Source organism: Companilactobacillus nodensis DSM 19682 = JCM 14932 = NBRC 107160, from assembly GCF_000615905.1.
Taxonomy (GTDB): Bacteria; Bacillota; Bacilli; order Lactobacillales; family Lactobacillaceae; genus Companilactobacillus; species Companilactobacillus nodensis.
This window is the reverse complement of sequence record NZ_BAMN01000006.1, coordinates 22,758-49,129: the sequence shown is the minus strand read 5'-3', so window position 1 is coordinate 49,129 and position 26,372 is coordinate 22,758. Positions and strand designations below refer to the sequence as shown.

26 protein-coding genes, 3 pseudogenes and 1 other annotated feature are annotated in these 26,372 nt (G+C 37.3%); of the genes and pseudogenes, 2 read left to right on the top strand and 27 right to left on the bottom strand.

The window, feature by feature from the left end:
* Window positions 1–27: 27 nt before the first annotated feature.
* From recG to JCM14932_RS05715, 3 genes are all read right to left on the bottom strand, one after another.
* Window positions 28–2,064, bottom strand: a complete 2,037-nt coding sequence (gene recG / locus JCM14932_RS05725) for an ATP-dependent DNA helicase RecG (RefSeq protein ID WP_025024044.1) — start codon at window positions 2,062–2,064, stop codon at window positions 28–30.
* Between the two features lie 69 nt (window positions 2,065–2,133).
* Entirely contained in the window at window positions 2,134–3,771 is a 1,638-nt protein-coding gene (locus JCM14932_RS05720; RefSeq protein WP_051528069.1) for a DAK2 domain-containing protein, read from the bottom strand.
* 66 nt (window positions 3,772–3,837) lie between these two features.
* Entirely contained in the window at window positions 3,838–4,206 is a 369-nt protein-coding gene (locus JCM14932_RS05715; RefSeq protein ID WP_025024042.1) for an Asp23/Gls24 family envelope stress response protein, read from the bottom strand.
* A 177-nt stretch (window positions 4,207–4,383) separates the two neighbouring features.
* Here JCM14932_RS05715 and rpmB point away from each other — a divergent pair, with 177 nt between their 5' ends.
* A complete protein-coding gene (gene rpmB, locus JCM14932_RS05710; RefSeq protein ID WP_010019437.1) occupies window positions 4,384–4,569 on the top strand; it encodes a 50S ribosomal protein L28 in 186 nt (61 codons plus the stop codon).
* A 92-nt stretch (window positions 4,570–4,661) separates the two neighbouring features.
* Here the strand turns inward: rpmB and JCM14932_RS05705 are convergent, their stop codons facing one another.
* The 10 genes and pseudogenes from JCM14932_RS05705 to gmk all read right to left on the bottom strand — a co-directional run bounded on the left by JCM14932_RS05705 (window position 4,662) and on the right by gmk (window position 15,291).
* Entirely contained in the window at window positions 4,662–5,321 is a 660-nt protein-coding gene (locus JCM14932_RS05705; RefSeq protein WP_025024041.1) for a thiamine diphosphokinase, read from the bottom strand.
* 1 nt (window position 5,322) lies between these two features.
* The gene (gene rpe, locus JCM14932_RS05700) at window positions 5,323–5,991 is read right to left on the bottom strand and encodes a ribulose-phosphate 3-epimerase (RefSeq protein WP_025024040.1); all 669 of its coding nucleotides are present in this window, start codon (window positions 5,989–5,991) and stop codon (window positions 5,323–5,325) included.
* A 23-nt stretch (window positions 5,992–6,014) separates the two neighbouring features.
* Window positions 6,015–6,905: a ribosome small subunit-dependent GTPase A gene (gene rsgA / locus JCM14932_RS05695; RefSeq protein WP_025024039.1), complete on the bottom strand. Its 891-nt coding sequence runs from the start codon at window positions 6,903–6,905 to the stop codon at window positions 6,015–6,017.
* A gap of 9 nt (window positions 6,906–6,914) precedes the next feature.
* Entirely contained in the window at window positions 6,915–8,798 is a 1,884-nt protein-coding gene (gene pknB / locus JCM14932_RS05690; protein ID WP_025024038.1) for a Stk1 family PASTA domain-containing Ser/Thr kinase, read from the bottom strand.
* Window positions 8,799–8,860: 62 nt separating this feature from the next.
* The gene (locus JCM14932_RS05685) at window positions 8,861–9,604 is read right to left on the bottom strand and encodes a Stp1/IreP family PP2C-type Ser/Thr phosphatase (RefSeq protein ID WP_025024037.1); all 744 of its coding nucleotides are present in this window, start codon (window positions 9,602–9,604) and stop codon (window positions 8,861–8,863) included.
* 19 nt (window positions 9,605–9,623) lie between these two features.
* Entirely contained in the window at window positions 9,624–10,949 is a 1,326-nt protein-coding gene (gene rsmB / locus JCM14932_RS05680; RefSeq protein ID WP_025024036.1) for a 16S rRNA (cytosine(967)-C(5))-methyltransferase RsmB, read from the bottom strand.
* A complete protein-coding gene (gene fmt, locus JCM14932_RS05675; RefSeq protein WP_025024035.1) occupies window positions 10,939–11,895 on the bottom strand; it encodes a methionyl-tRNA formyltransferase in 957 nt (318 codons plus the stop codon). Before fmt ends, rsmB begins: the two co-directional genes overlap by 11 nt.
* Window positions 11,896–11,919: 24 nt before the next feature.
* Window positions 11,920–14,333: pseudogene (priA, locus tag JCM14932_RS14655) on the bottom strand (primosomal protein N').
* An 88-nt stretch (window positions 14,334–14,421) separates the two neighbouring features.
* Window positions 14,422–14,676, bottom strand: coding sequence for a DNA-directed RNA polymerase subunit omega (gene rpoZ, locus JCM14932_RS05665; protein ID WP_025024034.1), 255 nt, complete (start codon window positions 14,674–14,676; stop codon window positions 14,422–14,424).
* Between the two features lie 4 nt (window positions 14,677–14,680).
* Window positions 14,681–15,291 (bottom strand): annotated as a pseudogene (gene gmk, locus JCM14932_RS14650) (guanylate kinase).
* Between the two features lie 177 nt (window positions 15,292–15,468).
* On the opposite strand from gmk, the gene JCM14932_RS05655 reads away from it, so the two are divergent.
* The gene (locus tag JCM14932_RS05655) at window positions 15,469–15,792 is read left to right on the top strand and encodes a hypothetical protein (RefSeq protein ID WP_025024033.1); all 324 of its coding nucleotides are present in this window, start codon (window positions 15,469–15,471) and stop codon (window positions 15,790–15,792) included.
* Here JCM14932_RS05655 and recN read toward each other — a convergent pair.
* From recN to JCM14932_RS05585, 14 genes and pseudogenes are all read right to left on the bottom strand, one after another.
* Window positions 15,784–17,481, bottom strand: a complete 1,698-nt coding sequence (gene recN, locus JCM14932_RS05650; protein ID WP_025024032.1) for a DNA repair protein RecN — start codon at window positions 17,479–17,481, stop codon at window positions 15,784–15,786. The two genes, JCM14932_RS05655 and recN, sit on opposite strands and share 9 nt — an antisense overlap.
* A gap of 12 nt (window positions 17,482–17,493) precedes the next feature.
* Complete coding sequence (locus JCM14932_RS05645) at window positions 17,494–18,327, bottom strand: TlyA family RNA methyltransferase (protein WP_025024031.1); 834 nt, start codon at window positions 18,325–18,327, stop codon at window positions 17,494–17,496.
* A pseudogene (locus tag JCM14932_RS14645) lies at window positions 18,328–19,021 on the bottom strand (polyprenyl synthetase family protein).
* A 155-nt stretch (window positions 19,022–19,176) separates the two neighbouring features.
* Window positions 19,177–19,416 carry an exodeoxyribonuclease VII small subunit gene (locus tag JCM14932_RS05635; RefSeq protein WP_025024030.1) on the bottom strand — a complete coding sequence of 80 codons (240 nt, stop codon included), beginning with the start codon at window positions 19,414–19,416 and terminating at the stop codon, window positions 19,177–19,179.
* Entirely contained in the window at window positions 19,409–20,767 is a 1,359-nt protein-coding gene (gene xseA, locus JCM14932_RS05630) for an exodeoxyribonuclease VII large subunit (protein WP_025024029.1), read from the bottom strand. Before xseA ends, JCM14932_RS05635 begins: the two co-directional genes overlap by 8 nt.
* Window positions 20,751–21,617, bottom strand: a complete 867-nt coding sequence (locus tag JCM14932_RS05625; RefSeq protein WP_025024028.1) for a bifunctional 5,10-methylenetetrahydrofolate dehydrogenase/5,10-methenyltetrahydrofolate cyclohydrolase — start codon at window positions 21,615–21,617, stop codon at window positions 20,751–20,753. The genes xseA and JCM14932_RS05625 overlap by 17 nt, the downstream gene beginning before the upstream one ends.
* Window positions 21,618–21,660: 43 nt before the next feature.
* Window positions 21,661–22,068, bottom strand: coding sequence for a transcription antitermination factor NusB (gene nusB, locus JCM14932_RS05620; protein ID WP_025024027.1), 408 nt, complete (start codon window positions 22,066–22,068; stop codon window positions 21,661–21,663).
* A 5-nt stretch (window positions 22,069–22,073) separates the two neighbouring features.
* A complete protein-coding gene (locus tag JCM14932_RS05615) occupies window positions 22,074–22,493 on the bottom strand; it encodes an Asp23/Gls24 family envelope stress response protein (RefSeq protein ID WP_025024026.1) in 420 nt (139 codons plus the stop codon).
* 23 nt (window positions 22,494–22,516) lie between these two features.
* Window positions 22,517–23,080, bottom strand: coding sequence for an elongation factor P (gene efp / locus JCM14932_RS05610; protein ID WP_025024025.1), 564 nt, complete (start codon window positions 23,078–23,080; stop codon window positions 22,517–22,519).
* Between the two features lie 141 nt (window positions 23,081–23,221).
* Entirely contained in the window at window positions 23,222–23,494 is a 273-nt protein-coding gene (gene rpmA, locus JCM14932_RS05605) for a 50S ribosomal protein L27 (RefSeq protein WP_025024024.1), read from the bottom strand.
* 13 nt (window positions 23,495–23,507) lie between these two features.
* Window positions 23,508–23,852, bottom strand: coding sequence for a ribosomal-processing cysteine protease Prp (locus tag JCM14932_RS05600; protein ID WP_025024023.1), 345 nt, complete (start codon window positions 23,850–23,852; stop codon window positions 23,508–23,510).
* 2 nt (window positions 23,853–23,854) lie between these two features.
* Complete coding sequence (gene rplU / locus JCM14932_RS05595; protein ID WP_025024022.1) at window positions 23,855–24,166, bottom strand: 50S ribosomal protein L21; 312 nt, start codon at window positions 24,164–24,166, stop codon at window positions 23,855–23,857.
* Between the two features lie 9 nt (window positions 24,167–24,175).
* Window positions 24,176–24,242: a sequence feature (ribosomal protein L21 leader region), on the bottom strand.
* A gap of 44 nt (window positions 24,243–24,286) precedes the next feature.
* On the bottom strand, window positions 24,287–25,855 hold the full coding sequence (locus JCM14932_RS05590) for a glycosyltransferase family protein (protein WP_025024021.1): 1,569 nt from the start codon (window positions 25,853–25,855) through the stop codon (window positions 24,287–24,289).
* 95 nt (window positions 25,856–25,950) lie between these two features.
* Window positions 25,951–26,214: a hypothetical protein gene (locus JCM14932_RS05585; RefSeq protein ID WP_025024020.1), complete on the bottom strand. Its 264-nt coding sequence runs from the start codon at window positions 26,212–26,214 to the stop codon at window positions 25,951–25,953.
* Between the last annotated feature and the right edge of the window lie 158 nt (window positions 26,215–26,372).

The window sequence follows — 26,372 nt, the reverse complement described above, 5'->3', positions numbered from 1 at the left end:
CTAATTCCTCACAAATCTAATTATTTTTTAGTCAAAATTATTTAATTGGTCAAATTCATCATTCAAGAATGATTTTAACACTTTGTTTTCTGGATTTTCCATTGCTTGTGGATCCTTAAAAATTTGTTCAGCCTCAATTTGAGCTGTTTGTAAAATATTAAAGTCCGCAATTGGATTCCCGACCTTGAAGTCTGGCAATCCGGATTGTTTACTACCCAGTAAATCACCAGAACCACGCATCTTCAAATCTTCCTCTGCTAAAACGAATCCGTCATTAGTCGAAGTTAAGATCTTCATCCGTTCTAAGGCAACATCATTCTTAGGATCAGCAATCAAAATACAATATGACTGCTTCTCCCCACGACCAACACGACCACGCAACTGATGCAACTGTGATAATCCAAAGCGGTTGGCATCATATATTACCATAACTGACGCATTTGGTACATCAACACCGACTTCAATAACAGTCGTTGAAACCAGCACATCAATCTCTTGATGACTAAACTTATTCATTATTTCTTCTTTGTCATCGTTGGACATTTGACCATGTAAGATACCGATTTTATATTTTGGAGCATATAATTCATTAAATTTATCATAAATCAATTCGGCATTTTTCAGATCTATCTTCTCAGATTCAGATATCAACGGCGTCACCACATAAACCTGTGCTTTATTGGCCAATTGCTTTGAAACAAACTTATACATTTGTTCAACTTTTTGACTTCTGATCCAATAAGTCTCAATTTTTTTACGTCCAGCTGGAAGTTCATCAATACGGGAAACTTCCATGTCACCATAAGTCGTAATTGCCAACGTTCTGGGGATTGGAGTTGCTGTCATAGCCAACACATCTGGATTGTTTCCTTTCTCACGTAATGCCTTACGTTGATTAACACCGAATCGATGCTGCTCATCAATTACGATCAAACCAAGATTCTTGAAATCAACGCTATCTTGAATCAATGCGTGTGTTCCAACAATAACATTAGTTCGACCCTCGCGAATATTCTCGGCAATCGTATCATGTTCTTTTTTCGTCTGTGATCCGGTTAAGATCGACGTCCTAATATGCAATGACTCAAGTAAATTTCCGATTTTTTCAAAATGCTGCTGAGCCAATATTTCAGTTGGTGCCATAATTGCCGCTTGAAAGCCAGCCGTAACAGCCGCCAACATTGCAATCACAGCAACAATCGTTTTACCCGAACCAACATCACCTTGCAATAATCGATTCATATGATGGTCAGACTTCATATCGGCTAATATTTCGTTGACAACTTTATTTTGTGCGTTAGTCAATTGGAACGGCAACGTCTCAATAAATTTGTTAACGTAATTCTCGTCGTAATCCTCAACCAAACCATCATTCTCTTGCTCATCCTTAGCCTTAACACTTTGAATTCCACATTCAAATAAGAAAAACTCACGAAACTTCGCACTTCGTCGCGCTGATTCATTTTCTTCTTCACTGTTAGGAAAATGCATTCCTTTAACCATTGAACGATCATCCATCAGTTGATATTTCTCTAACAAATATTCAGGAATAATCGATTCAATTTCATCTTGATACTTATCAAACGCTAATTTGATCAAGTTGACCAATGTTTTTTGATGAATATTTTTGTTGACGGAATAAACTGAATCGATCGTATCCTGTTGACTGCTGCCAATAACCTTCATGCCAGTCAGCGAGCGTCGATTCTCATTCCACTTACCATAGACCGCCACTTCATTACCAGTTTCAAACTTGTCTTTTATCCATGGTTGATTAAAGAATGTAACCATTACTGATTCATTCTCAACCAAAACTCTGACATTCAGACGGTTCTTTTTATATCCAAACCTGACTACGACTGGTTCACTGGCAACTATACCTTTGAGCAGGATCTTCTCTTGATCCACGGCATCGTCTAATGACTTAACTTCCATATCCTCATAACGAAAGGGAAAATAAAATAATAAGTCATAGATGCTATTGATACCAAGAGATTTAATAGCATCCAATCTCTTCGGACCCACTCCTGGCAATTCAGCAACTGATATTTTTCTTAAATTCATTTTCCCCTCCTTATACAAAAAAGAGACCAGAAGTAACCCTAGTCTCATTTTGTTAAACTAAATTAATTATTATTCAACAGCGATCATGTATGGATATACTGGTTGATCACCTTGGTGAATTTCTGTCTCTAAGTCATCATACTTATCGTCCAAGTAATCAGCAAATTTTTGAGCATCCTCATCATTACCATCTTGTCCAACAAGAATCGTAATAACTTCACTATCATCATCGATCATCTTATCAAGCATTTTTTCAGTACCAGAAATAATATCTGGATCATCAACCAAAATCTTGCCATCAACGATACCCATGTAATGTCCAGTAGTAATCTTCAAGCCATCGATTTCAGTATCACGGATTGCTTGAGTGATCTGACCACTCTTAACAGTGTCAAGCGAATCTTCCATGTTATCTTTGTTTTCATCCAACTCAGCCTCAGGATTGAAGGACAACATTGCTGTCATACCTTGAGAAATAGTCTTAGATGCCACAATGGCAACAGGAATATTAACTAGTTCAGCAGCTTGTTTTGCGGCCATAATGATATTTCCATTATTTGGCAAGATAAGTGCACGTTTAGCATTAGCATTATTTATCGCATCAACAATATCATTGGTTGATGGATTCATTGTTTGCCCACCACTGATGATATTAGTTACACCGAGACTTTCAAATAGTTTTGACAAGCCTTCACCAGATGAAACAGCAATTACAGCATAGTCGACTGGTTTGTTACTTGCAGGTGCTGCAGTTGTTTCTTCATCGTCTTCAACAATTGTTTCATGTTGAATCTTCATGTTATCGATCTTGATCTTAGTCAAAGCACCATATTTTCTACCAGCAGCCCAAACCTTTCTTGGGAAATTAGTATGAACGTGTACCTTGGCAACTTCATCGTCAGAAACAACGATCAGTGAATCACCGATCTCACTTAGATAATTACGTAACTTTTCATTATCAAATTTTTCATCTGAAGTTGGATCGACACCTAATTCGATCATCATTTCAGTACAGTAACCATTGGCGATCTCATCAGTATTGAATTGACCTTGTGCTGATTGATGATGAGTGGCATTGATCATTTCACCCATTTCAGTCTCATCAGGTGTATATGCTTCGTCACTGGCCTCTCCAGATAATCCTTCAAGGAAGCCTTCATAAATAAAGACTAATCCTTGACCACCAGAGTCAACCACGCCAACTTCTTTTAGAACTGGCAATAATGATGGTGTCTTTTCAAGTCCGACCTTAGCACCCTTAACAACGGCTCTCATAACTTCAACAGTATCTTTAGTTTCTTTGGCCTTCTTAACTCCGGCCTCAGCACCAAAACGGGCGACTGTCAAAATTGTACCTTCAACTGGTTTCATAACTGCCTTATAAGCAGTTTTGACACCGTCATCGAAGGCTTTTGCTAAATCATCTGAGTTCAAAGTTTCTTTTGCCTCAATACTCTTAGAAAGACCTCTGAATAATTGAGAAGTAATAACTCCAGAATTTCCACGTGCACCCATCAGCAAGCCCTTAGCCAGCGCTTTGCCCAATGTTCCTACATGTGTACTCTCTGATTCGTTTACAGCCTTAAAACCGCTTTGAACGGTCAAGCTCATGTTTGTTCCAGTATCACCATCTGGTACTGGAAAGACATTTAGTGAATTAACAAATTTTGCATTCTTTTCAAGTCTGTGTGCTGCCACACGGATCATATCGGAAAATTCATTTTTGGTAATAAGTTCTTTGCTCAAAAGTTTCCCCTCCAACTAGCGTAATACCTATTTAATGTCATCTAGAACTTTAATTCCTTGAACATATACATTAACAGTGCCAGCTGGTGTTCCAAGCATTGTTTCTAGGTTATATTTTACTTTTTCTTTTAAATTCTTAGCAACTTCGGATATCTTAATACCATATCCCACGATTATATAGACATCAACGGCAATTTTATCATCCTCTTGATGAATGACTACTCCGCGTGAGAAATCTTCACGATTTAAAATTGTGTTCATCCCGTCACGTAGTTGATTCTTGCTTGCCATACCTACGATTCCATAGATATCTAATGCAGCACCGCCAACAATCGTCGAAACGGTATTAGTTGATACATCAATTTCACCATGTTTTGTTTTTATTGTAACTGCCATTTGGGATCCTCCTATCTTGGATCTAACTATCATAAACATTAAAATTCTATCATAGCATGTTTTTGAATTAAAGATTTATGACACATTATTATTCAAGTGTTGTTTTTATTTTTAGTTTATGGTAAATTAGTCAGGTGATATTTTAAAGAAAACATGTAGCCAAAGGAGGTCGGTCCCATGGCAAAAGACATTATTACAGGCCGTAAGACAGTGTTTGGTAACAAACGTTCTCACGCTCTTAATCAATCAAAACGTTCTTGGAAGCCAAACTTGCAAAAAGTTCGTATCATGGTTGATGGTAAGCCTAAACGCGTTTGGGTTTCAGCTAGAGCTTTGAAATCAGGAAAAGTTACTAGAGTATAATTATCATATAATTAACTAAAAAAGACTAGCAATTTATTGCTAGTTTTTTTTGTGTCTAAAAATAAAAGAAGATTCCGCAATGGAATCTTCTTTTATTTTTTATCTCTAGATTGTATAACAGCGATAATTCCGCTTTCGAAACCAAAATTAATTGTATCTCCGACAAATTCATTGCTTGCCCAACTAACAGGATGCATTGCAGTGAAGTCATCTAGCTTGTACTTAGCATCAAGAATATTCATATGCGTAACTGGTCCCAAGTTTACGAAACCAACATACTTCATACCCTCTTCGTGATAAATAGTATATCGTCCCGGTCTAAAGAACCGAATCGTATTTGTGGCAGATTTAAAATATAACTTGTCATAAAAACTCAAAAATCGTTGATCGTATGGCAAAAATAAATTAACTAAGAAATGGTCGATCCGACCACCAGTACCACCATAAATATAATATTCTGACGCATTAAACTTTTCCTGAGCAGCTAAAATACATAACTGTGAATCAGTATCATCTTTTTCAGGAGGATACTTTTGAAAATCATGAATATTATCTTTTAATAACTTTTGTTCTTTTTTATTGATCGAATCAAAATCACCAATAGCAATCTCTGGCAATACTCCATGAGCAATTAAATATAAACTCCCTCGATCTGCTCCGACCCAAGGCCCCGGAATTGCCTTGATACTCTTTGACAATTCGTCAGGGTACTCACTCTTTGGTCCGCCCAATAAGATGTTCACACGCTTCATATTACTCTTCCACGAGCTTTTTAAGAGTATTGACACGGTCCTCAAATCCGGGTTGTCCGTTATATAGATATGAACCAGCAACAAAGATATCTGCACCTGCTTGAGCACATTTAACGATTGTTTCATCATTGATACCACCGTCGACTTCGATTTCAAAGTCATCATCAGCAGATGTTTGACGAAGTTGATCGAGTCGTTGAATCTTCTTAGTCATACCTGGAATGAACTTTTGTCCACCAAATCCAGGATTAACTGTCATGACCAAGATTTGATCAATGATTGGGAATAACTCTTTGACATTCTCTAAAGGAGTACCTGGATTAACAACAACTCCAGCTTTCACACCCAAGCTCTTGGCCAAATCAATCGAACGATAAATATGCTTGGTACTTTCAGTATGAATCATAATCGTGTCAGCACCTGCTTCAACGATTGGTCTGATATATTCGTCTGGGTTATCAATCATCAAATGAACGTCCAATGGCTTGTCAGTAACACGTCTCATCCCTTCAACGATACTTGGACTAAATGACATGTTAGGAACGAAATGTCCGTCCATAATATCGATATGGAATAAGTCTGCTCCTGCTGCCTCAGCCATCTTGACGTCACGTTCAAGATTCATAACATCAGCTGATAAAATTGATGGTGCAATTTTTTTTGTTGTCATATAAACCACTCCTCTACACTCTCTTAATATCTCTTTTTATAAGAGTTTATTTCATTCAAAAAGTAAAGATAATTGTCATAGCGACTCTGCATGATCGTTCCGTCGGCAACTTTTTCTTTTACCATACAACCAGGTTCATTCACGTGATTACAACCACGGAATTGGCACTCACCACTGTACTCCACGAATTCAGGATATAGTGTTGGAAGTTCTTCCTTCTCTATACTAATCAATTCTAGTGAAGAAAAGCCTGGCGTATCAGCAACCAACCCGTCAGCAATTTCAAATAGTGAAACCTGTCTAGTCGTATGCTTACCACGATTAAGCGTCTGTGAAATTGCTGCGGTAGCTAATCCAAGTTCAGGATTGATATGGTTCAATAAAGTAGATTTACCGGCACCGGATTGACCTGTGAAGACTGTTACCTTGTCAGCAAAATGTGATTCTAAGCGATCGATTTGTTCCTGATTATAAGGATCACGGTCAGTGAAGACCACATAACCAGCACGATTATAACCGTCAAAGATTTTTTTCAATTCTTGATATTTGTCATCATCTAACAAATCAGTCTTAGTCAAATAAATCAATGGATCAATTCCATTGTGCTCAATGTTGACCAGAATTTTATCCAACAAATTACTAGAAAAGTTAGGCTCAACCGACGAAGTAACGACGATTGCTTGATCGACATTAGCAATCGGTGGACGAACCAAACTATTCGTTCGTGGCAAGATCTCCAAAATATAACCTAAATCTCCACTGGCATCATACTCGACAAAATCACCAACAACTGGCTTAATGCCGCGCTTGCGAAAATTTCCTCGAGCTCTGGTGCGGATCAATTCATGACTATCATTGTCTAAGACATCATAAAAGCCACTGATTGATTTGATAATTCTTCCTTTTTTTTCCATATTACCCACTTACTGACCAGACAAGATTTGTTTACCATCACGTTCGATGTTGTAAGTTCCAGTCTGTCCGCTCTTCAAATTAAATACTAATGTTTGTGTCGTATCTTGTGTAATACTCATTGACTTGTATACAGTATTGATATTGTGTGTAGCATCAGATAGATAAATCGTGATCGTGTTACTGCTGTTACTCGAATCAAACGGAATCGTTACATCTTTTGTAACTGGCTTAGTTGCCGAAGATGACGACGATGAATCGTCATCGTTCTTATCATTCTCATTATCGTTAGAATCACTATCAGGATCTTTGCCCTTTGAAATAACTACAGCTAAGGTGTCACCTTGATTGATAACACTACCTGCCTCTGGATTCTGACTGATCAGAACACCTTCATCAATTGTATCAGAATACTCATAACTGACGTTCAATGTTGCTCCGATCTCACTTGCATAATCTTGAATACTCTTCAAATTATATCCAGAGAGATCTCTAACTTTGGTAACTTTTCGCTTAACCGCCGGAGTTTTGGCAATCGTTAGAATCAATTTTTTATTCTTAGTTACAACCTTTTTACCGGCTTTGATACTCTGCTTAGTAATCACTCCAGCTTCATACTCATTTGTCGAAATGTGCTTGATGGTTACATCAAAACCACGCTTCTTCAAGTTATCAGAAACATCATCGTAATCTTTTCCAATCAACTTCGGCATCTTATAGTACGTCGCACCTAAGCTTAATATCAGATTAACCTTGGCATTATTCTTCAGTTTCAATCCCTTGGCAGGAATCGACTTAATTACATGCCCAGCTTCAACGTCATCGTTGTTTTCTTTAGATATCGTCCCAACCTGCAAGTTTGAACCTTTCAGCATCACATCAGCCTGCTTAACCGTCAGATTCTGCAAGTCCGGTACGGTCGTTTCCTCATTACCTTTAACTACCATAAAAATCAAAAACAAAACAAGCGCTAATGGGATCAACGATGCAAGGATCAAGTTACGCCGCCGATTATTCTTCTTGTGCTGCGGCGCCACTTCATCATCATCTGCACCGATCGACGGAATAACTTTTGTCTCGTCTAAATCATTCAATGGTTGAGGAATAAACTTAGCTTCATGCTCACGCTCTGGCAATAGACAAGTACTCAAGTCATCCCGCATCTCACGAACTGACTGATAACGTTGCTCTGGATCTTTTGCTGTAGCTTTCAAAACTGCGTTCTCAAGCGGTTGAGGAATATTAGGATCAATTGCCCGCAAATCAGGTATATCTTCCTTAGAGTGCTTGAGAGCGACCGATACGGCCGTATCCCCAGTGAATGGAACGTGCTGTGTTAATAACTCGAACAGAATAATCCCGAGCGCATAGATATCAGACAAAGCCGTTGCTGAATTACCACGGATTTGTTCTGGTGACATATAGTGAACTGAACCCAACAGTGAATTGGTTCTAGTTATGGATCGATCACTCAAAGCTAACGCAATACCAAAATCTGAAACCTTAACTTGGATTGGATCGGACGAGGTATCGACCAATATATTCTCTGGCTTCAAATCACGGTGAATAATTCCATGATCATGGGCGTCTGCCACGGCTAAGCATATTTGTTCCATGATATCGACGACTTCATGATACGGAATTGGAAAATGTGTTTTTATATATTTTTTTAAGTTAGGACCGTCAACATATTCAATTACTATATATTGCAACCCATTATCATTGCCAACATCCAAAACATTAACAATATTGGGATTTGAGAGACCGCTAGTAGCCTTGGCTTCGCGTCCAAATCTCCTTTTGACAGATTCATCATCTTGAAGATCATATCTTAAAGCTTTTACTGCAACTTTACGATTAAGCTTAGTGTCATCAGCTAAATAAACATTAGCCATACCACCTTCACCAAGAGTACCTAGATCTGATAACGACCACCAACTAGGTAACCTTTGTCCATCTACTTTTGACCCCCATTCTCTGAGGCAAAAAGTAGAGCTGTGATGTTATCTCGACCACCAGCTTGATTGGCCTTGTCAATCAAAATATGGCATTTGGCTTCTAAGCCAATTGTTTGCGAGAGCACAGACTTAATTTCATCTTCTGGTACCATGTTTGTTAATCCATCAGTACACAACAAGATGATCGAATCATCGATGATATCAAAGTTTTTAACCCGTGGCTGTACCGTCTGCGATACACCCAAGGTTTGTGTAATGATATTTTTTTGTGGATGATTCTCAGCCTCTTCAGGGCTTATTTGACCGGTTTCTAAGAGTTCGTGAACTAATGAATGATCAACACTCAACTGTTCCAACTCACCGTCATGATAAACATAACAACGCGAGTCACCAACATTGACGACCATCATCTTTGTTCCAACAAAGAAAACACCGACCATCGTCGTTCCCATACCATTCAAATCATCGAACTGATTTGATACAGAAACAATTCGATCATTTTCCTTGCTGATCTCTTTTAGGACCCACTCACGTAGATCTTCCAGATCAGTGATCTCTGATTCCTCAAAATTATGCCCCAAATGTGAAACTGCCATGTCAGACGCAACATCACCACCACGGTGACCGCCCATCCCATCGGCAACAATGCCGAAGACGATTCCCTTTTTATTTTTGAAAACATTGACATAATCTTGATTGTTTTCTCGCAATTTTCCTACATCAGTTAATAACGCATAGTCCATATTTCTAAACCTTACCTCATTATTTTTTTCGTCTAAATGCGGCTACAAAAAATCCGTCAGTGAAATAATCACTTGGTAGCAACTTCAAAACACCGTCATTTACATTTTTATCAAGAGATTTTTCATGTTTAACTGGAACTAATTCATAATTCTCATGAGCATTCAAGAACTTCATTACAACATCTTCGTTCTCTTCTGCGTCAAATGTACAAGTGCTGAATACCAACTGTCCACCGACTTTTAATAGATCTGTAATACTATTCAAAATTGAAAGTTGAATTTCTTGAAGATGCATTAAATCTTCAGGTTCTCTGAAATACTTCAACTCTGGCTTGCGACGGATAAGTCCTAGCCCTGAACATGGTGCATCAACTAAAATACGATCAAATTCTTCATCAAATTCATCTTTAGCTTTTCTTGCATCAAGGGCTCTAGTTTGTATTATATCGCCGTAACCCAATCTTTGCCCGTTTTCACGAATTAATTTTGTCTTTCGTTGGTGAATATCTAATGCCATAACTGAACCGGATTCCAGATAACTAGCGATGTGAGTTGTCTTTCCACCAGGAGCAGCACAAGTATCAAGTACCTTATCATCGGGCTGAACATCCAGCGCTGGTGCAACTAACATTGAACTTTCATCTTGGATAGTGAACAACCCATCACGGAATTCATCGGTATTGACCAAGTTACCACTATGGCAAGTTAGTCCAACTGGTGAAATCGTACTAGGCTTCATTTCAAAGTCCTGTTCAGCTAACTTAGCAGTTAATTCTTCTGGAGTAATCTTGTTAGTATTCACTCTGATTGAAATATGTGAAGGTTCATTGATCGTATCCAACATTTCTTTGGTCTTCTTGAGCCCTTGTTGTTTGATAAATAACTCTACTAACCACTCAGGAGTGCTGTAACGAATACTCATCGATTCAACGCTGTCATCCTTAGGAATTGGACGAACACCATGACGTTGATAATTTCTCAATACAGCCGTAACTAAATTACCAATACCTTGACTACCACGACCCTTAGCGATTTCAACTGATTCATTAAAAACCGCATGATCAGGTACCTTATCCAAATATTGTAGTTGATAAATAGCCGTCATCAACAAAATCTTGATCCAGCGATCCAAGTCCTTACCACCAATATATGGCTTAAGTTGATATTCCAATGTTAGTTTATGTTGCAAAACACCATAAACAATATTTGTCATCAATCTTGAATCAGGTTCTGATAACTCAGCATGTTGCAAAATATTATTAATTTCAATATTTGAATATGCCTTATTTTGTAAAACTCTATTAAGAGTTTCTACAGCTAAATCACGTGGATTATTATTTTTCATTAATTTCGACCACTCTTTGTCCTTTTTCTAAATTCTTGCCCATTCCATTGATGTAATTGGCAATATCCATAATTTTTTTACCAGCGGGTTGAATACTCTTGATCGATAATCCCTTACCATCACCAGCAACAACCACTAATTTTTTCTTCGCAACTTCATACACTGTTCCAGCTGCTTGATCAGTATCTATTTCAACGACTTCACTCTTGTAGAACTTAGTTCTTTGACCATTAAACATTGCCCAGGCTCCCGGTTCTGGACTCAAGGCACGGATATGATCAAAAATCTGTTCAGCACTTTGACCGAAATCTAATTGTTCTTGTTCCTTAGAAATCGTTGGCGAGAAAACAACTTTGTCTTCATCTTGCTTGATAGGATGAATATCTCCACTCAAGATCTTAGGAATAGTATCCAACAGCAACTCTTGTCCAACAATGGCCAATTTTTCAAACAACGATCCATTGTCATCTGTTGCTTCAATCGGTAATTTTTCTTGACTAATAATGTCACCGGCATCCATCTTTTTAACCATGTACATGATGGTAACACCAGTCTCTTTATCACCGTTCAATAGTGAATACTGGATCGGTGCTCCACCACGATACTTAGGAAGTAGTGATCCGTGAACATTGATAGCTGCTACTTTGGCAGATTCCAAAAAACTAGTTGGCAAAAACTGACCATAAGCCGCAGTGATTATCAAATCAGCATTTAATGATTTTAATTCTTCCACTTCTGGACTACCTGGTAACTTGACTGGTTGATACAACTTGATATTTTCATCCTCAGCAATTAACTTTACTGGGCTTTTTTGTAACTTTTGTTTACGTCCAACTGGTTTGTCTGGTTGGGTTACAACAGCAATAACGTTGTATTGTTCTCTCAGAATCCCCTTTAAAACTGTTGCAGCAAAATCAGGAGTTCCCAAGAAGATAACATTTGTCATTTATTATTCCTCACTTTATATACATTAATCGATGTGCTGTGGTTCATTATCGATTGCGATCGTAAAACCTTTTTTAGTATCCGCTTGTGTATCATTCAAAATATCTAAGAGCTTTTGATGCAATTGCGGCTCATTCTTATATTTTACAATAATTTGATAATAATATTTATTTTGTTTACGAGAAATCATCGTCGGACTTGGTCCTAACAAAATAGAATGGTCAGATAATGCCGCTTGAAGTTGGCGTTTTAACCAATAACTTTGCTTCAGTGCTTGCCCCTCATCCTTATGCGCCACACTTACCAATGTCGTGAAATAATAAGGCGTGTAATTCGACTGATGACGCAGATACATTTCTTGTTTATAAAATGTTTCATAGTCTTGAACGGCCGCATCCTTGATCGCATAGTGATCTGGATTGAAGGTCTGAATAATAACATGACCTTCTTTGTCGGCACGACCAGCACGACCACTGACTTGTGTCAATAACTGAAAGGTCCGTTCGCTGGCACGGTAATCAGAGATACTCAAAGTTGTATCAGCGTTAATAACTCCAACTAGCGTTACATCAGGAAAATCCAATCCTTTAGCAATCATCTGAGTTCCTAACAAAATATCAGCTTTGTGATCACCAAAGGCTTTGATGATCTTAGCATGTGCACCCTTGCGACGAGTAGTATCAACATCCATTCGCAGAACTCGTGCTTGTGGCAATAGTTCATTCAACTGACGCTCGATATTTTGAGTTCCAGTACCATAAAAACCGATCTTCTTACTTTTGCAGTTAGGACATACCGTAGGGACGGGCTCTTCGTGCCCACAATAGTGACACTTCATCTTAGAAAGATCCTTGTGATAAGTCAGCGAAACATCGCAATTAGGACACTTCAAAGTAAACCCGCACTCACGACACATCATAAATGATGAATATCCGCGACGATTCAAAAGTACAATAGCTTGTTCGCCACGTTTAACGGCACGATATAAATTATCTTGTAACAGCGGTGATATATCACCCTTAGCTGCTGAATTCTCGGCATCCCTCATATCAATTATCTGAACATGCGGTAAAGGATGATCATTAACACGCTTCTTCATATAGATAAGATGATAAACACCCTTTTGGCACGTGCACGAGACTCCAGACTTGGCGTTGCACTCCCAAGTACAACTGGACATTTGTGTTGTTTAGCCCGCCACAAAGCCACATCTCTAGCATGATAGCGTGGATTGTCATCTTGTTTATAACTAGCCTCATGTTCCTCATCTATAATTATCAAGCCGATATTTTTCAATGGAGCAAAGACAGCACTACGAGCTCCAACAACCACTTTAACACTGCCATTTTCGATTCGAGTCCATTCATCGTAACGTTCACCACTGGATAATCCGCTGTGTAATACGGCAACCTTATTACCAAATCGACCAGTAACACGATTAACCATTTGTGGTGTCAGTGATATCTCAGGTACGAGCATCAATGCACTTCGGCCTTGGTTCAAAGCTTGTTCAATTGACTGTAAGTAAACTTCAGTTTTACCACTACCAGTTACACCCTCAATCAAGAATGTTTCAGGATTAGACTGATCGATTGCCGTAACTATTTGATCGACTGCTTGTTGTTGTTCATCCGTCAACGCTAACTTAGTTGTTTTCTCAGGCGTTATTCCAACAGGCTTACGACGCTTAGTTACTTCGATGATTTCCAAAATACCATTTTTTTCAGCTGTTTTGATTGCTGAACGGCCAATATCTTGATCATTCTCTAGTTCACTCATTTCAATTGGCAAATGATCTACGTTATCGATCAAATAATTAACCAACTTCAATTGTGCTTTGGCATTACTACGTAGACTATTTCTTTTCTCACGTAATTGAATTGGATTCAGGTTAGTTGTTACAGCTTGACGCTTCAATTGTCTTGCTTGGTTTTCAACCACATAATTGATTTCAATTTTATTTTGTCGTCTCAAACGATTGATCAACTGAATGGTTTCATCAGTCATTTGCGAAGTTATTTCTAGTGATTCACCATCACCTAACAAAGACTTAACTTCTGCATCATCTACAAACTCCGGCACAGCTTCAACAAATTGCTTGTACTTGGCCCTCATTACACTTGGCAACATCGTCTGTAAACATGATATTTGGAATGAGTAAGTTTGGTCTGCCAACCAATATGACAAGTCCAACATTTCTGGTGTCAACACTGGTCGCAAATCAATTACACGATCGATCGGCTTCAATTTACCTGAGAAGTTACTAGTATCCTTGATTTTCATTACAAAACCTTGGATCTTTCGTTTACCACGACCAAATGAGACCTCGACACGCATCCCAGGGACTACGACATCTGCTAACTGTTCAGGAATTTCATATTCAAATGGTCGATTTGTTTGCATAGTTGGAACATCTACAACTACTTCTGCGACTGACATAACTTCTCACCACCTATATATCTAATATATCTAATAATAAAAAAGCCTCCACCATTATCTTGTCGACAATCAGTGAAGGAAGTATTAATTAATCTTCTTCTTTTTTCTCTTCTTCAACTTTTTCAGCTTCTTTTTCAAGAAGGATTGAGTTAGGATCGATTTCAATTTTGTCATCAGCAATTTCTTCGAATGCTTTACCAATGGTTCTTGGTGATTCGTACTTGCTTAACAACTCAATGTCACCATTTTCTAGTTCATGAGCTCTCTTAGCTGCCAATACAGCTAATGAGTAACGTGAGTCCACTCTGTCTAATAACTTATCGATTGATGGATAAATAATCATATTATCATTCTCCTATTATTTTTTTGTATTTGTCAATTACACGTGGCACTCTTAAGTGTTCACTTCTAATTATACCTTCAATTTTTTTGACTGCATTAGGTATTTTATCATTAACTACGGCATAGTCATAGTTTGACATCATTTCAATTTCTTTTTTGGCTTGTTCCATTCGCTTATCGATCGTCTTAATATCTCTGTTCCACGGTGTGTAATACGACGACGTAAGCTAGGAAGATCAGGTGGTGTTAAGAAAATAAATACACCATCTGGCATCTTTTCACGAACTTGCATAGCACCATTAACTTCAATCTCTAATAAAACATCGATTCCAGCATCTAACTTCTCATTAACATACTTCAATGGTGTTCCATAGTAATGATCGACATACTTAGCATATTCAAGCATACCGTCATTTGCAATTTCTTCTTCGAACTCTTCATTTGTTCGGAAATAATAATCGACCCCATCAACTTCTCCAGGTCGCATATTACGAGTGGTCATCGAAACTGAGTAATCAAATCTAATTGATGACTTCTTTAACATAGCTTTTCTAACAGTTCCTTTTCCCACTCCGGAAGGACCTGACAATACGATTAACATTCCCCTTGTTGACATTTAACTATCCCTACTTATCTATTATTATGATATCTATAATGCAATAGATTCGTTGTGTTTTCAAGACTTTGCGGCTTTAGACAGAAGAATTAATTAAGAAAAATTAAAATATAGTTGCTTAAACGAACAGAGGTTCGTATAATAGAGACACAAACAAGCGTTCGGGGGTTTCCAAACATGCAAGTAAAACAATCACGTCTCAACAACACAATAGCCAAAACCATTATTACTAATACTGCCACATTTATTGACAGAAATTTTGATTTCAAACTAGGCGAAGTTAATACCCACCTCAAGCAAATGCCTCTCAAGCAACTTGATATCTTTGCCAATCAGAGTTTTCAAAAACAATATTCTATTATTGTAACTATGGTAAACGATGAACAGTTTCATGGCAAGCTGATTAAACGAATCAATCAAAATAAATATATTCTAAAAATCAATAATTCATTTTTTAAAATCGTTCAATTAGAACAAATCAAATCGATCAATCTAGTCTAATCGTTTCTGTTCTCCTTGAGCTAACTCAAGCAACTCTTGAGCGTGCTCTTTAGTAAGATCAGTCACCTTTGTACCTGCTAACATCAATGAAATGGCATCAATTCTATCATGATCACTAAGTAACGAAACCGAGGTTGAGGTTTTGTTCTTGGTGGTCTTTTTTTCGATTTGGAATTGACGGTCACTCATGGCTGCGACTTGCGGTAAATGTGTGATACACAATACTTGCACTGCTTGAGCGACTCGATAAATTTTATCTCCAATGGCCTGAGCAACTCGTCCGCTGACACCAGTGTCAATTTCATCGAAGATGATTGTTTCAACATTCATCTTTTCAGCGATTATAGCTTCGAATGCTAATATCACACGTGACAATTCACCACCAGATGCAACTCTTGCCAATGGTTTGAAATCTTCACCGACATTAGTTTTGAGGTTAAATCTAACTTGATCGATCCCCTTTTCGGTTATCGAATCCTCATCAAGTGTTTTGAAACCGACATTAAATCTAGAGTTCTTCATATACAGCTCTTTTAATTGGTAGTTGATCGACTTTTCCAGCCCAGTTGCAACTTGATGACGTTCATCAGATAATTGCTTACCTAACTGCATCAGTTGATCTTGGGTATCTTTAATATCTTGAACTAGTTTAGCCTCAGTAGAGTCATCGACATCGATCTTCGATAATTCATCATGAGCATCGATTCCGAACTGAATAACCTCGTCTAATGTTGGACCATACTTTTTCTTCAGATTATCTAATGCTATCAGACGCTTTTGAATCTCATCCAATCGATCTTCATCGAAGTCTAATCCATCCAATTGATCAGAGATCGTCGACATATCATCTTGAATTTGATAATAAGCACCATTGATCGAATCGTATAATTCCTTATACACCTTATCGTAACCACTAATATCATCTAGTTGTTCACGAGCATTACCCAGTGCATCAACCACACCGATATTGTTCTCTGACAGTGTCCGATAACTTTCTTGTAACGCACTGCTGATTTTTTCAAAGTTAGCTAGATGATTCTTCTCTTCTTCAAGATCATCATCTTCTCCCTTTTTAATCTGCGTGCTGTCGATTTCTTCGGTTTGAAATTTTAACATGTCAATTCTTTGAGCCAGGTTTTGTGAATCCTTTTGGATTGCACGAAGTCTGGCCCTTTTATTCTGGTAATTATCAAATAATTCATGATATTGGTTTAACAAATCTTCTAATTTGTCATCCGCAAATCGATCTAGGATGTCGATGTGATTATCTTCATCCAATAATTCTTGCTGCTGATTTTGACCGTGAATCTCAACCAGATACTTACCGATTTCTTTCAGAGTCGTAGTGTTAACTAACTCTTCATTCAACCGACAAACATTTCGGCCCTTACGATTGATTTCACGCTTGATAATGATCGACTTGTCAGCGTGATCAATTCCGTACTTATCCAAAATGCCAAAAACAGGACTACTTGAACTAACTTCAAATAATCCTTGGACTTTTAAACTATCTTGACCCGTACGTATAAAGTCAACAGAAGATCGGCTTCCGACTAATAATCCTAATGCGTCAATAATGATCGACTTACCTGCACCAGTTTCACCAGTCAAGGCAGTCATCCCACTTTTGAAATCAATTTGTAATTCGTTAATAATAGCAAAATTATTAATTATTAATTCTTTCAGCATTTATATTTTCACCTATTTGTTCAAACTTGAATAAGCAGCTTCCATGGTATCACTAATTGAAACATTGTCTAAGATTTGGCCTTCTTGTTCTGTTTCTGGCTTTTGAATGTGCATCAAGAATTCAATATTACCTTCTCCACCCTTGATCGGTGAGAAGTCCAAGCCCTTAACAATGAACCCTGTTTCTTTGGCAAAATCTAGAATCTTCTCTAAGACCATTTTATGAACCTTATGATCACGAACAATTCCGTGTTTACCGACGTTCTCTGGACCGGCTTCAAATTGTGGTTTGATCAAACATGCTGCTTCAGAACCAGGAAGAATAATATTAAACATTGGTGGCAAGATCAACTCTAAGGAAATAAACGAAACATCAGTCATGGCAAATTGTGGCAGACCTTCGTGAAAGTCGTCAGGCTTGCTGTAACGGAAATTAACACGTTCCATAACAACCACTCTATCGTCACTTCTAAGCTTCCAAGCAAGCTGATTATAGCCAACATCCAAGGCATATACTAGCTTAGCTCCATTTTGCAAAGCTACGTCAGTAAAACCGCCAGTTGATGAACCAATATCCAAACAGATCTTATCTTTCAAATCTATATTGAACGATTCGACAGCCTTTTCCAATTTGTATCCACCACGGCTCACATACTTGCTGTGTGCAACTTCAACCACGTGCAAAATAGTATCAGGATCAATTTTTTCACCTGGTTTGTCAAAACGCAAATTGTCTTGGTTATAAACCTCTCCAGCCATAATTGAACGCTTTGCTTGTTCACGTGATTCAAATAAATTTTGTTCGACTAATAAAACGTCTACCCTTTTTTTTGCCAATCTTTTCACCTAGTCCTTAAAATAATCCAAAAAACTTACCATCAGATTTTTATCGAATTTCTGTTCTTTTAATACTGCATTTAATGCGTCTTTAACTAAATTACGTAATTTCTCTTCAGTTGCATCTTTGCCAATCAAATTTGGAAATGTGTTCTTATCAGCATCTTCTTCACTGCCGAAATCATCCAAATCGTCTTTGACTTGAAAGGCCAATCCCACATAGTTAGCATACTCAACTAAGTGTTGATAAATCATGACCCGCACAAAATGCGCCAATAGTAATCGCAGCCGTAATCAAATCAGCTGTTTTTTGTTTGTGTAATGTCGTTAATTCTTCTTCATTTAACTGACGGTCTTCTTTGGTAATGTCAGTCATTTGTCCAGCAACCATACCCATCGGTCCGGCATTGTGTGCCAATATCCTGACAGCGGCCATACGCTTGCTTGTATCAAGGTTTGACTTAGCGATCCAATAGAAAGCTTGCGTTAATAATCCATCACCTGCCAAAACAGCTGGACCAACACCAAACTTCTTATGATTAGACAACTTACCACGGCGATAATCATCATTGTCCATCTCTGGCAGATCATCATGTATCAATGAATATGTATGAATCAACTCAATAGCACCGGCTATATCATAGTATTGATACAAATCTTCTAGCTTGGTACCACATGAATAAACGACCGCCAACATCAACATAGGACGAACACGCTTACCACCAGCATTAATCGAATACAACATTGCATCCCTTAATGTGGGCTGTTTTATTTCAGCATTAATTTTATTTGTCAAAAATTCATCGAACTCAGGCAGAACTGTTTCATGAAATTTTTTAAAATCTTTAATATCCATGATTATTCTTTATCCTCAGTCTTGTCATCGGTTAAGTTCTCTTCTGTACCATCTGCCTGCATGATCTTAGTTACGGTACTCTCTGCATTATTCAACGTTTTTTCAAGGCTCTTGCTTAAAGCAACACCCTTTTTAAACTTTTCCATTGCTTCTTCCAGAGGAACATTACCAGCCTCTAGATTGGTAACTATTTCTTCTAAATCAGCTAAATTATCTTCAAATGTCTTTTTTTTCTCAGCCATTATTGTCCTCACTTATATCCTTAGTCACTAAGGTAACAGTACCATCGATAACTTTCAAATTAACTTCATCATTAATTTTATAATCACTAGTACGTTCCAATATCTTATTATTATTATTCGTTGGAATTGCATATCCACGACTCAACGTCTTCAGTGGGCTCAGTGAATCCAATGCTGCTACCCTGCTACCGAATGTATTTTTCTTACTATTAATAAGTTGTCTAACTGACGTCAGCATTCGCTGAGTCAGATTATTTACGGTTGTATCGTAATAATGCAATTGATCTCGCGGTGAACTTTTTACCAGACGATTTTCTTGGTCATACATCGCTTGTTTGGAATTATGGATCAATCCCAACATAGTTTGATACAGCTTATCAGATGACTTATCAACTCTTAGACGATAATCATCATAGATCCGCTCAGGATGCTGTAAATAAACATTGTTGGCAAAATTTGTTACTCGATCACGATAATTCTGAATTATCTGATTCTGAGCGTTATACATCCGTACATTTAGATCTTGCAGATGCAACAAAACATCCCTCAAAACCGGTGTTGCCAATTCTGCAGCCGCAGTTGGTGTCGCAGCACGCAGATCAGCTACCATATCAGCAATTGTCGTATCGGTCTCATGTCCAACTGACGAAATAACTGGAATATTACTCGAAACAATCGCCTGAGCAACTATTTCTTCGTTGAATGGCCACAGATCTTCAATTGATCCCCCACCACGTCCAATAATAATAGTATCGAAATAACCTTTTTCGTTGATGCGCTTCAATTGATCAACAATCGTCTTAGCAGCACCGTCACCTTGAACTTGTGCCGGGAACAAAACAATTTGTGCGATCGGATAACGTCGCTCAACGGTCGTCATAATATCGTGTATAACAGCACCAGACTGACTCGTAACAACCGCAATTTGCTTAGGGAATTGTGGAATTGACTTTTTGGGCAGGTCAAAGATACCTTGCTGAGCAAGTTTCTTCTTCAATTGTTCCAAAGCCAAATAAAGCGCTCCAAGACCATCTGGTTCCATCGAGTCCACATATATCTGGTACGTGCCACTAGGCTCATACAGGGATATTCTGCCACGAACAAGTACCTTCATGCCTTCCTCAGGTACAAACTTCACTTTACTAAAAGCAGACTTGAACATAATAGCTGATATTTTAGCTTTATTATCTTTTAATGAAAAATATTGATGCGAATTAGGACGCGGACGGTAATTAGAAATTTCGCCCATTAAATAGACGTGCCCCAAATAAGGGTCCACGTCAAATTTTCGTTTTAAATATTGTGATAATGCTGTAACAGTTAAATATTTAGAATTATCCTTTTGATCCATTTATTCTTTTTGCTCTTTCTTCGGCTAATACAATTGTCATATCCATTAATGAAGTAATTGTCATTGGACCAACACCGCCTGGTACTGGTGAGATCATGCTGACTTTATCTTTTACATCCTCAAAATCAACATCACCACACAACTTGCCATTTTCGTCATGATTCATACCAACATCGACCACGACTGCACCTTCTTTGATGTACTTGCTATCAATAAACTTAGGGTCACCGATGGCAACAACTAATACATCTGCTCTACTTGCAATAGAAGGGAGATCTTTCGTAAAAATATGTGCGATAGTAACTGTAGCGTTACGTTCCAATAACAAAGCAGCTACTGGCTTACCAACAATATTGCTGCGCCCAATAACAACTGCATTCTTACCCTTTAATCTAACATTGTAATAATCCAACATTTTAATGATCCCGTCAGCTGTTGCTGGTTTGATAGTTGAATCGCCGATCCATAAATTACCAACATTGATTGGGGAGAATCCATCAACATCTTTTTTAGGATCAATCGCTTGAATAACTTTTTCTTCATCGATTTGATCCGGTAAAGGTAATTGTACTATAAATCCATCTATATTATCATCATGATTTAATTCATCAATTTTATTTAAGATCTCAGTTTCAGTTACAGTTTCTTCATAATGAATCAGTTGAAAATTGAAGCCTAATTTCTCAGCACGGCGTTTCTTATTTCTTACGTATACAGAACTCGCACCATTGTTACCAACCAATATTACCGCTAATCCAGGCGTAATATTTTGTTCCTTCAATGATGCTACACGCTTACCCATCGATTCGTCTAATGCACTAGCTACTGCTTTTCCGTCTAATAATTTCATTTATAATTCACCATATAAAAAGACTGGTCAAAAAGACCAGCCTTTACCCTTCAACAAAGTTAGATAGAATTCCATTTATGAAAGCCTTTGAATCTTTATCGCCGAACTCGCCGGCTAATTCAATTGCCTCGTTAATCGCAACCTTTTTTGGAACTTCAAGACTATTTTCCATTTCAAACAAACCGACACGTAAAATCGCACGATCAATTCGTGACAAACGTCCGATAGTCCACTTATTCTTCAAATGTTTAGATATACTTGCATCTAATTCATCTTGCTTTTCAATGGTTCCAGAAACTAAGAAGTTCAAATAATCGGGCACATCTTGTTCCGCTAAGTCTGACAGTTCCATTACTGACGCAATAGCTGTGTCTGGATCATCTTTAGTAGTCTCAATGGAAAAAAGAGTTTGAACAGCAAGTTCTCTGATATTATGTCTAGTTATAATCACTTGTATTATTCCTTTTTATCCGTTGTTACACGTTCTACTTCGCCAGATTCTTTCTTAGCGATTAAACCTACAACATGCACGTTGATTTCTTTTAAAGCCAAATCGGTCATGAATTCAAGCTGTTCAATGGCTGATTTTTGGATTTCTAATGATACTTTAGGAATTGATACGCCGTATTCTAAATAGACGAATACATTTGCAGAAATCTTGTCATCATCAAAAACTACGTCGACACCTTTTCCATGATTGATTATACCGAAAAGTGAATCAATTCTGTTAGAAAGTGTACCACGCATTTCATAAACACCATCTACTTGATTAGTAGCGATGCCTAAGAGGATCTCAATAACTTGATGTGAGATTTCAACATTACCTTTTACTTTTCCACTATCTTGTTGTAGAGAAACATACTTTTGTTCAGCCATAAACTTATCTCCATAATCAAAAATTAGTTGGTACGTGAAATATATGTACCATCTTGTGTGTTGATTGTTAGCATATCACCTTCGTTAACGAAGAATGGTACTTGTACAACAACACCTGTTTCCATAGTAGCTGGTTTAGAACCACCTGATTGTGTGTCACCCTTGATCGATGCTTCTGTTGAGGCAACCTTCAAGTCAACTGTATTAGGAAGATCGACACCAAGTGTTTCACCACCATACATCAAAACGTTAACTTCCATATTTTCCTTCAAGAATTTCAATTGTTCTTTGATTTCTTCTTGAGGAAGTGAAAGTTGTTCATAAGTGGCAGTATCCATGAAGACGTGGTTTGTACCATCAGCATATAGATATTGCATCTTCTTGTTCTCAATTGTAGCTTTTTCAACTTTAGCAGTTGATCTAAAAGTCATTTCTTGAACAGCACCAGTTCTCAAGTTCTTTAACTTTGAACGAACAAAGGCGCTACCCTTACCTGGCTTAACGTGTTGGAATTCGATAACACGCCAGATTCCATCTTTAACTTCGATAGTCAAACCGTTTTTAAATTCATTTACTGAAATTGACATTTTTATTCTCCTCGATTGATTAAACGTTAAAAAAACACTTTACATATTATCTTACCAATATTTCACTATTAATGGCAATATTTCTAGTTAATTATATAAAAAAAAGAGGACAATGTCCTCTTTTTAAGTAAGATATAAGAATTAGTATACAGAAACTTTCTTTCTGTCTTTGCCAAGTCTTTCAAACTTAACAACACCATCTTTAAGTGCGAACAATGTATCGTCGCCACCACGGCCAACGCCTTCACCAGGGTGAATTTTTGTTCCACGTTGTCTGTAGATGATTCCACCAGTTAGAACTGATTGACCATCAGAACGTTTTGCACCTAATCTACGACCAGCTGAGTCACGGCCGTTAGAAGTTGATCCACCACCCTTATGGTGAGAGAAAAATTGTAAATTCATTTTAAGCATGAGATTTACCTCCTTAAGCAAGATCTATAGTTTTATTTTGTATTCGAACATTAATGTTCTCTGGATAACTGTCTTGAATATCCTTGAGGATATAAAACAAATTATCCAGTAGTAAAGCCGTATCGTGAGATACTGCTTCATCAAAACGACAGCCAAGATGACCGCCGTTGACCTCATCAAGTACAACCTGAGGACTGGCCTTAGTAAGTTTCTCCAGATTGTTGATTGTTCCAATCGTCACTGCCGAAACAGCTGCACAAACCAAATCTTGACCATAAGGTCCTGAATCAGCATGCCCTGTGATTAAAAACGAATCAATCTGTTGTTTGTCATTCTGGTGAAAACTTGCCTTAATCATAATTAACCTTTGATACTGTCGATAAGTACCTTAGTATATGGTTGGCGGTGACCTGTCTTAGTATGTGAATGCTTCTTAGGTTTGTATTTGTAAGTAACAACTTTCTTGTCCTTACCTTGTTTTTCAACTTTACCTGTAACTGAAGCACCCTTTACTACAGGATCTCCAACTTTAACACTGTCTCCGTCAGAAACAAGAATTACATCGTCAAATGTAACAGCGTCCCCTTCTTTAACATCAAGTTTTTCAATAAAGATTGAATCATTTTCTTCAACCTTATATTGCTTACCACCAGTTTTAATAATTGCGTACATATGTGTACACTCCTTTCTAAGACTCGCCAGTTAGGTGCCGAAGCTTAAACCTAATTTTGAGCGGTTGTAGATGCAATAGTGATTGCAACTAATAAAATATAGCAAATATCACAATCTTTTTCAACTGTTATAAACAATTTTTCTAATTGTCCAACGACCTTTATTCAAAATCAGCCAACACAATGTCAATAATCCAATCACACTTATGATCAATGATATCTTTGCAAGATCACTATAATGGTAACTAATACGCACGATATTGGCTCCGGGCTGAGTCTGAATTCTAATCGTTCCACGTTTTGATACTTTTGTCACAACACTCTCATTATTTATTTGTGCCTGATGTCCTCGATATGCCAATATTGGCGTATCGATCGTAACCGACTTAGGATCATAATATTTAAATTCAAAGGAATTAGGTGTAGTTTGCGAAGTGATTCGATTCTCTTTTCCATTGACTAGGAATTTGTTTAAGTCAGTCTTAGTCAAGCTATCCTTAGGATAATGAACCAATAATGATGCCTGAGATTTTACATTATTCAATGGTTTGATATTATTCGCCCCTATATAAACAGCTGAACAACTAGCCAACGTTGTCAAAACTAAAACAAATAATTTCAGAAGTGACGATCTATTATTCAAAACCCTGGATAATGCATAACTAACAAACTGACACAATAAGTAAATGCAAACAATCCAAAAATAATAAGTTAACTTGGTAAAATCTATCCCAGCAATTTTCCATGGAATTAAATCCGTTGATAGTACACCAGCGATAATGACACCAACGGCTGATATTTTAATCGACAGGCTGCTTTTTATGAAGAACCACACAATTACTGCCAAAATTATGAAAACAGTTGAAACAAGAAGATATTTATTCTGATCACTACTGTAATAATTACTGAAATCAAATTTACTTACTTGAATATATGTTGATTTTATTTTATTTTGATAAAAATTATTTTGTTCAATTAATGGCAACGTGTACCATGCTGTTGAAATCACCGCTAATATGACGGATTCAAATCCCGTTAAGATCATCATCCCCCAGTATTTCCAACTGTGAGTTTGACGTGAGAAAACGCCAAGTGCAATCATAAACAGCGATACTACGGTAATGCTAATTGCCATCCAGGGACTAGTAAGTGCGACTAATACCATCCCCAAACTAAAGACCGGCCAGAATTTGAATCTGCCTTCGATCATCTGAAACAATCCAAAAAATACCATCGGCAAAAAAATCAATAACAGATAATCAAAAATCTGATTACTGAAGATTAAATTAAATCTTGTCAAAGATAACGTATAAATTATTGAAAATAAAAATGATTGTAACGTATCTTTAAAAAATCTTTCACTGAAATAATACGAACTAATAAATGTTAGTAAATTAATGATAAAGAATAATAACAAATAGCTTAATGTATCATTACCAATCTGAAATAATGGCCAGAACAATATCGAAGTTAACCACGGCATAAACAAACTAACTAGACTACCGGAATGATTCCAATAATCAAAATTAGTCGGTGAAACTAGAACGTTCCCCAAACTCTTGATTCGCTCGATATCAAATGACAAATTCCAGTTTGAACTACCATGAATGGCCAAAAGATATGTATATAAAATACTCAAAATTATAAATGTTGAACTTAAGATCAATTTTTTCCACGTTGAACTGGACATTTTGATACCTCACATAAAAATATACTTCCTAGATTATACTAAAAAAGGATTGGAACTAACCACTCATGTCCCAATCCTTAATCAATATTCTGTTTTTAAACGGCCAATGATGATGCAACTACCAAAGGGCCAAAAATCAAAAGTACAAATACTGCGACTAAAAAGGAAAAGGCGGTTTTGCCTTTTTTCCAATTGAGCCTAGTAAGTATCCTAGTTATCAAGACCAATAACGCAATCAAGCCAATGCCTATCGCGATACCAGCAGTATTGCTAATGACATTGAGTTGAGTCAATACAGAAACAATTAAATCTACGATTATAAATGCTACTGTTATAAAAAATGAATACTCCCTTTTCAAGCATCCCACCTCTAAAATCCTAAGAAATACATCAAAATAACATGACATATTTCTTAAACTTTAAGCACAACGGTTTTATTGTAAAATGAAAATTCTTACATTGCAATATTATTTTTTCAATGAGCTTTCAAAAAGCCACCAGAACAAGGTTTTGACTA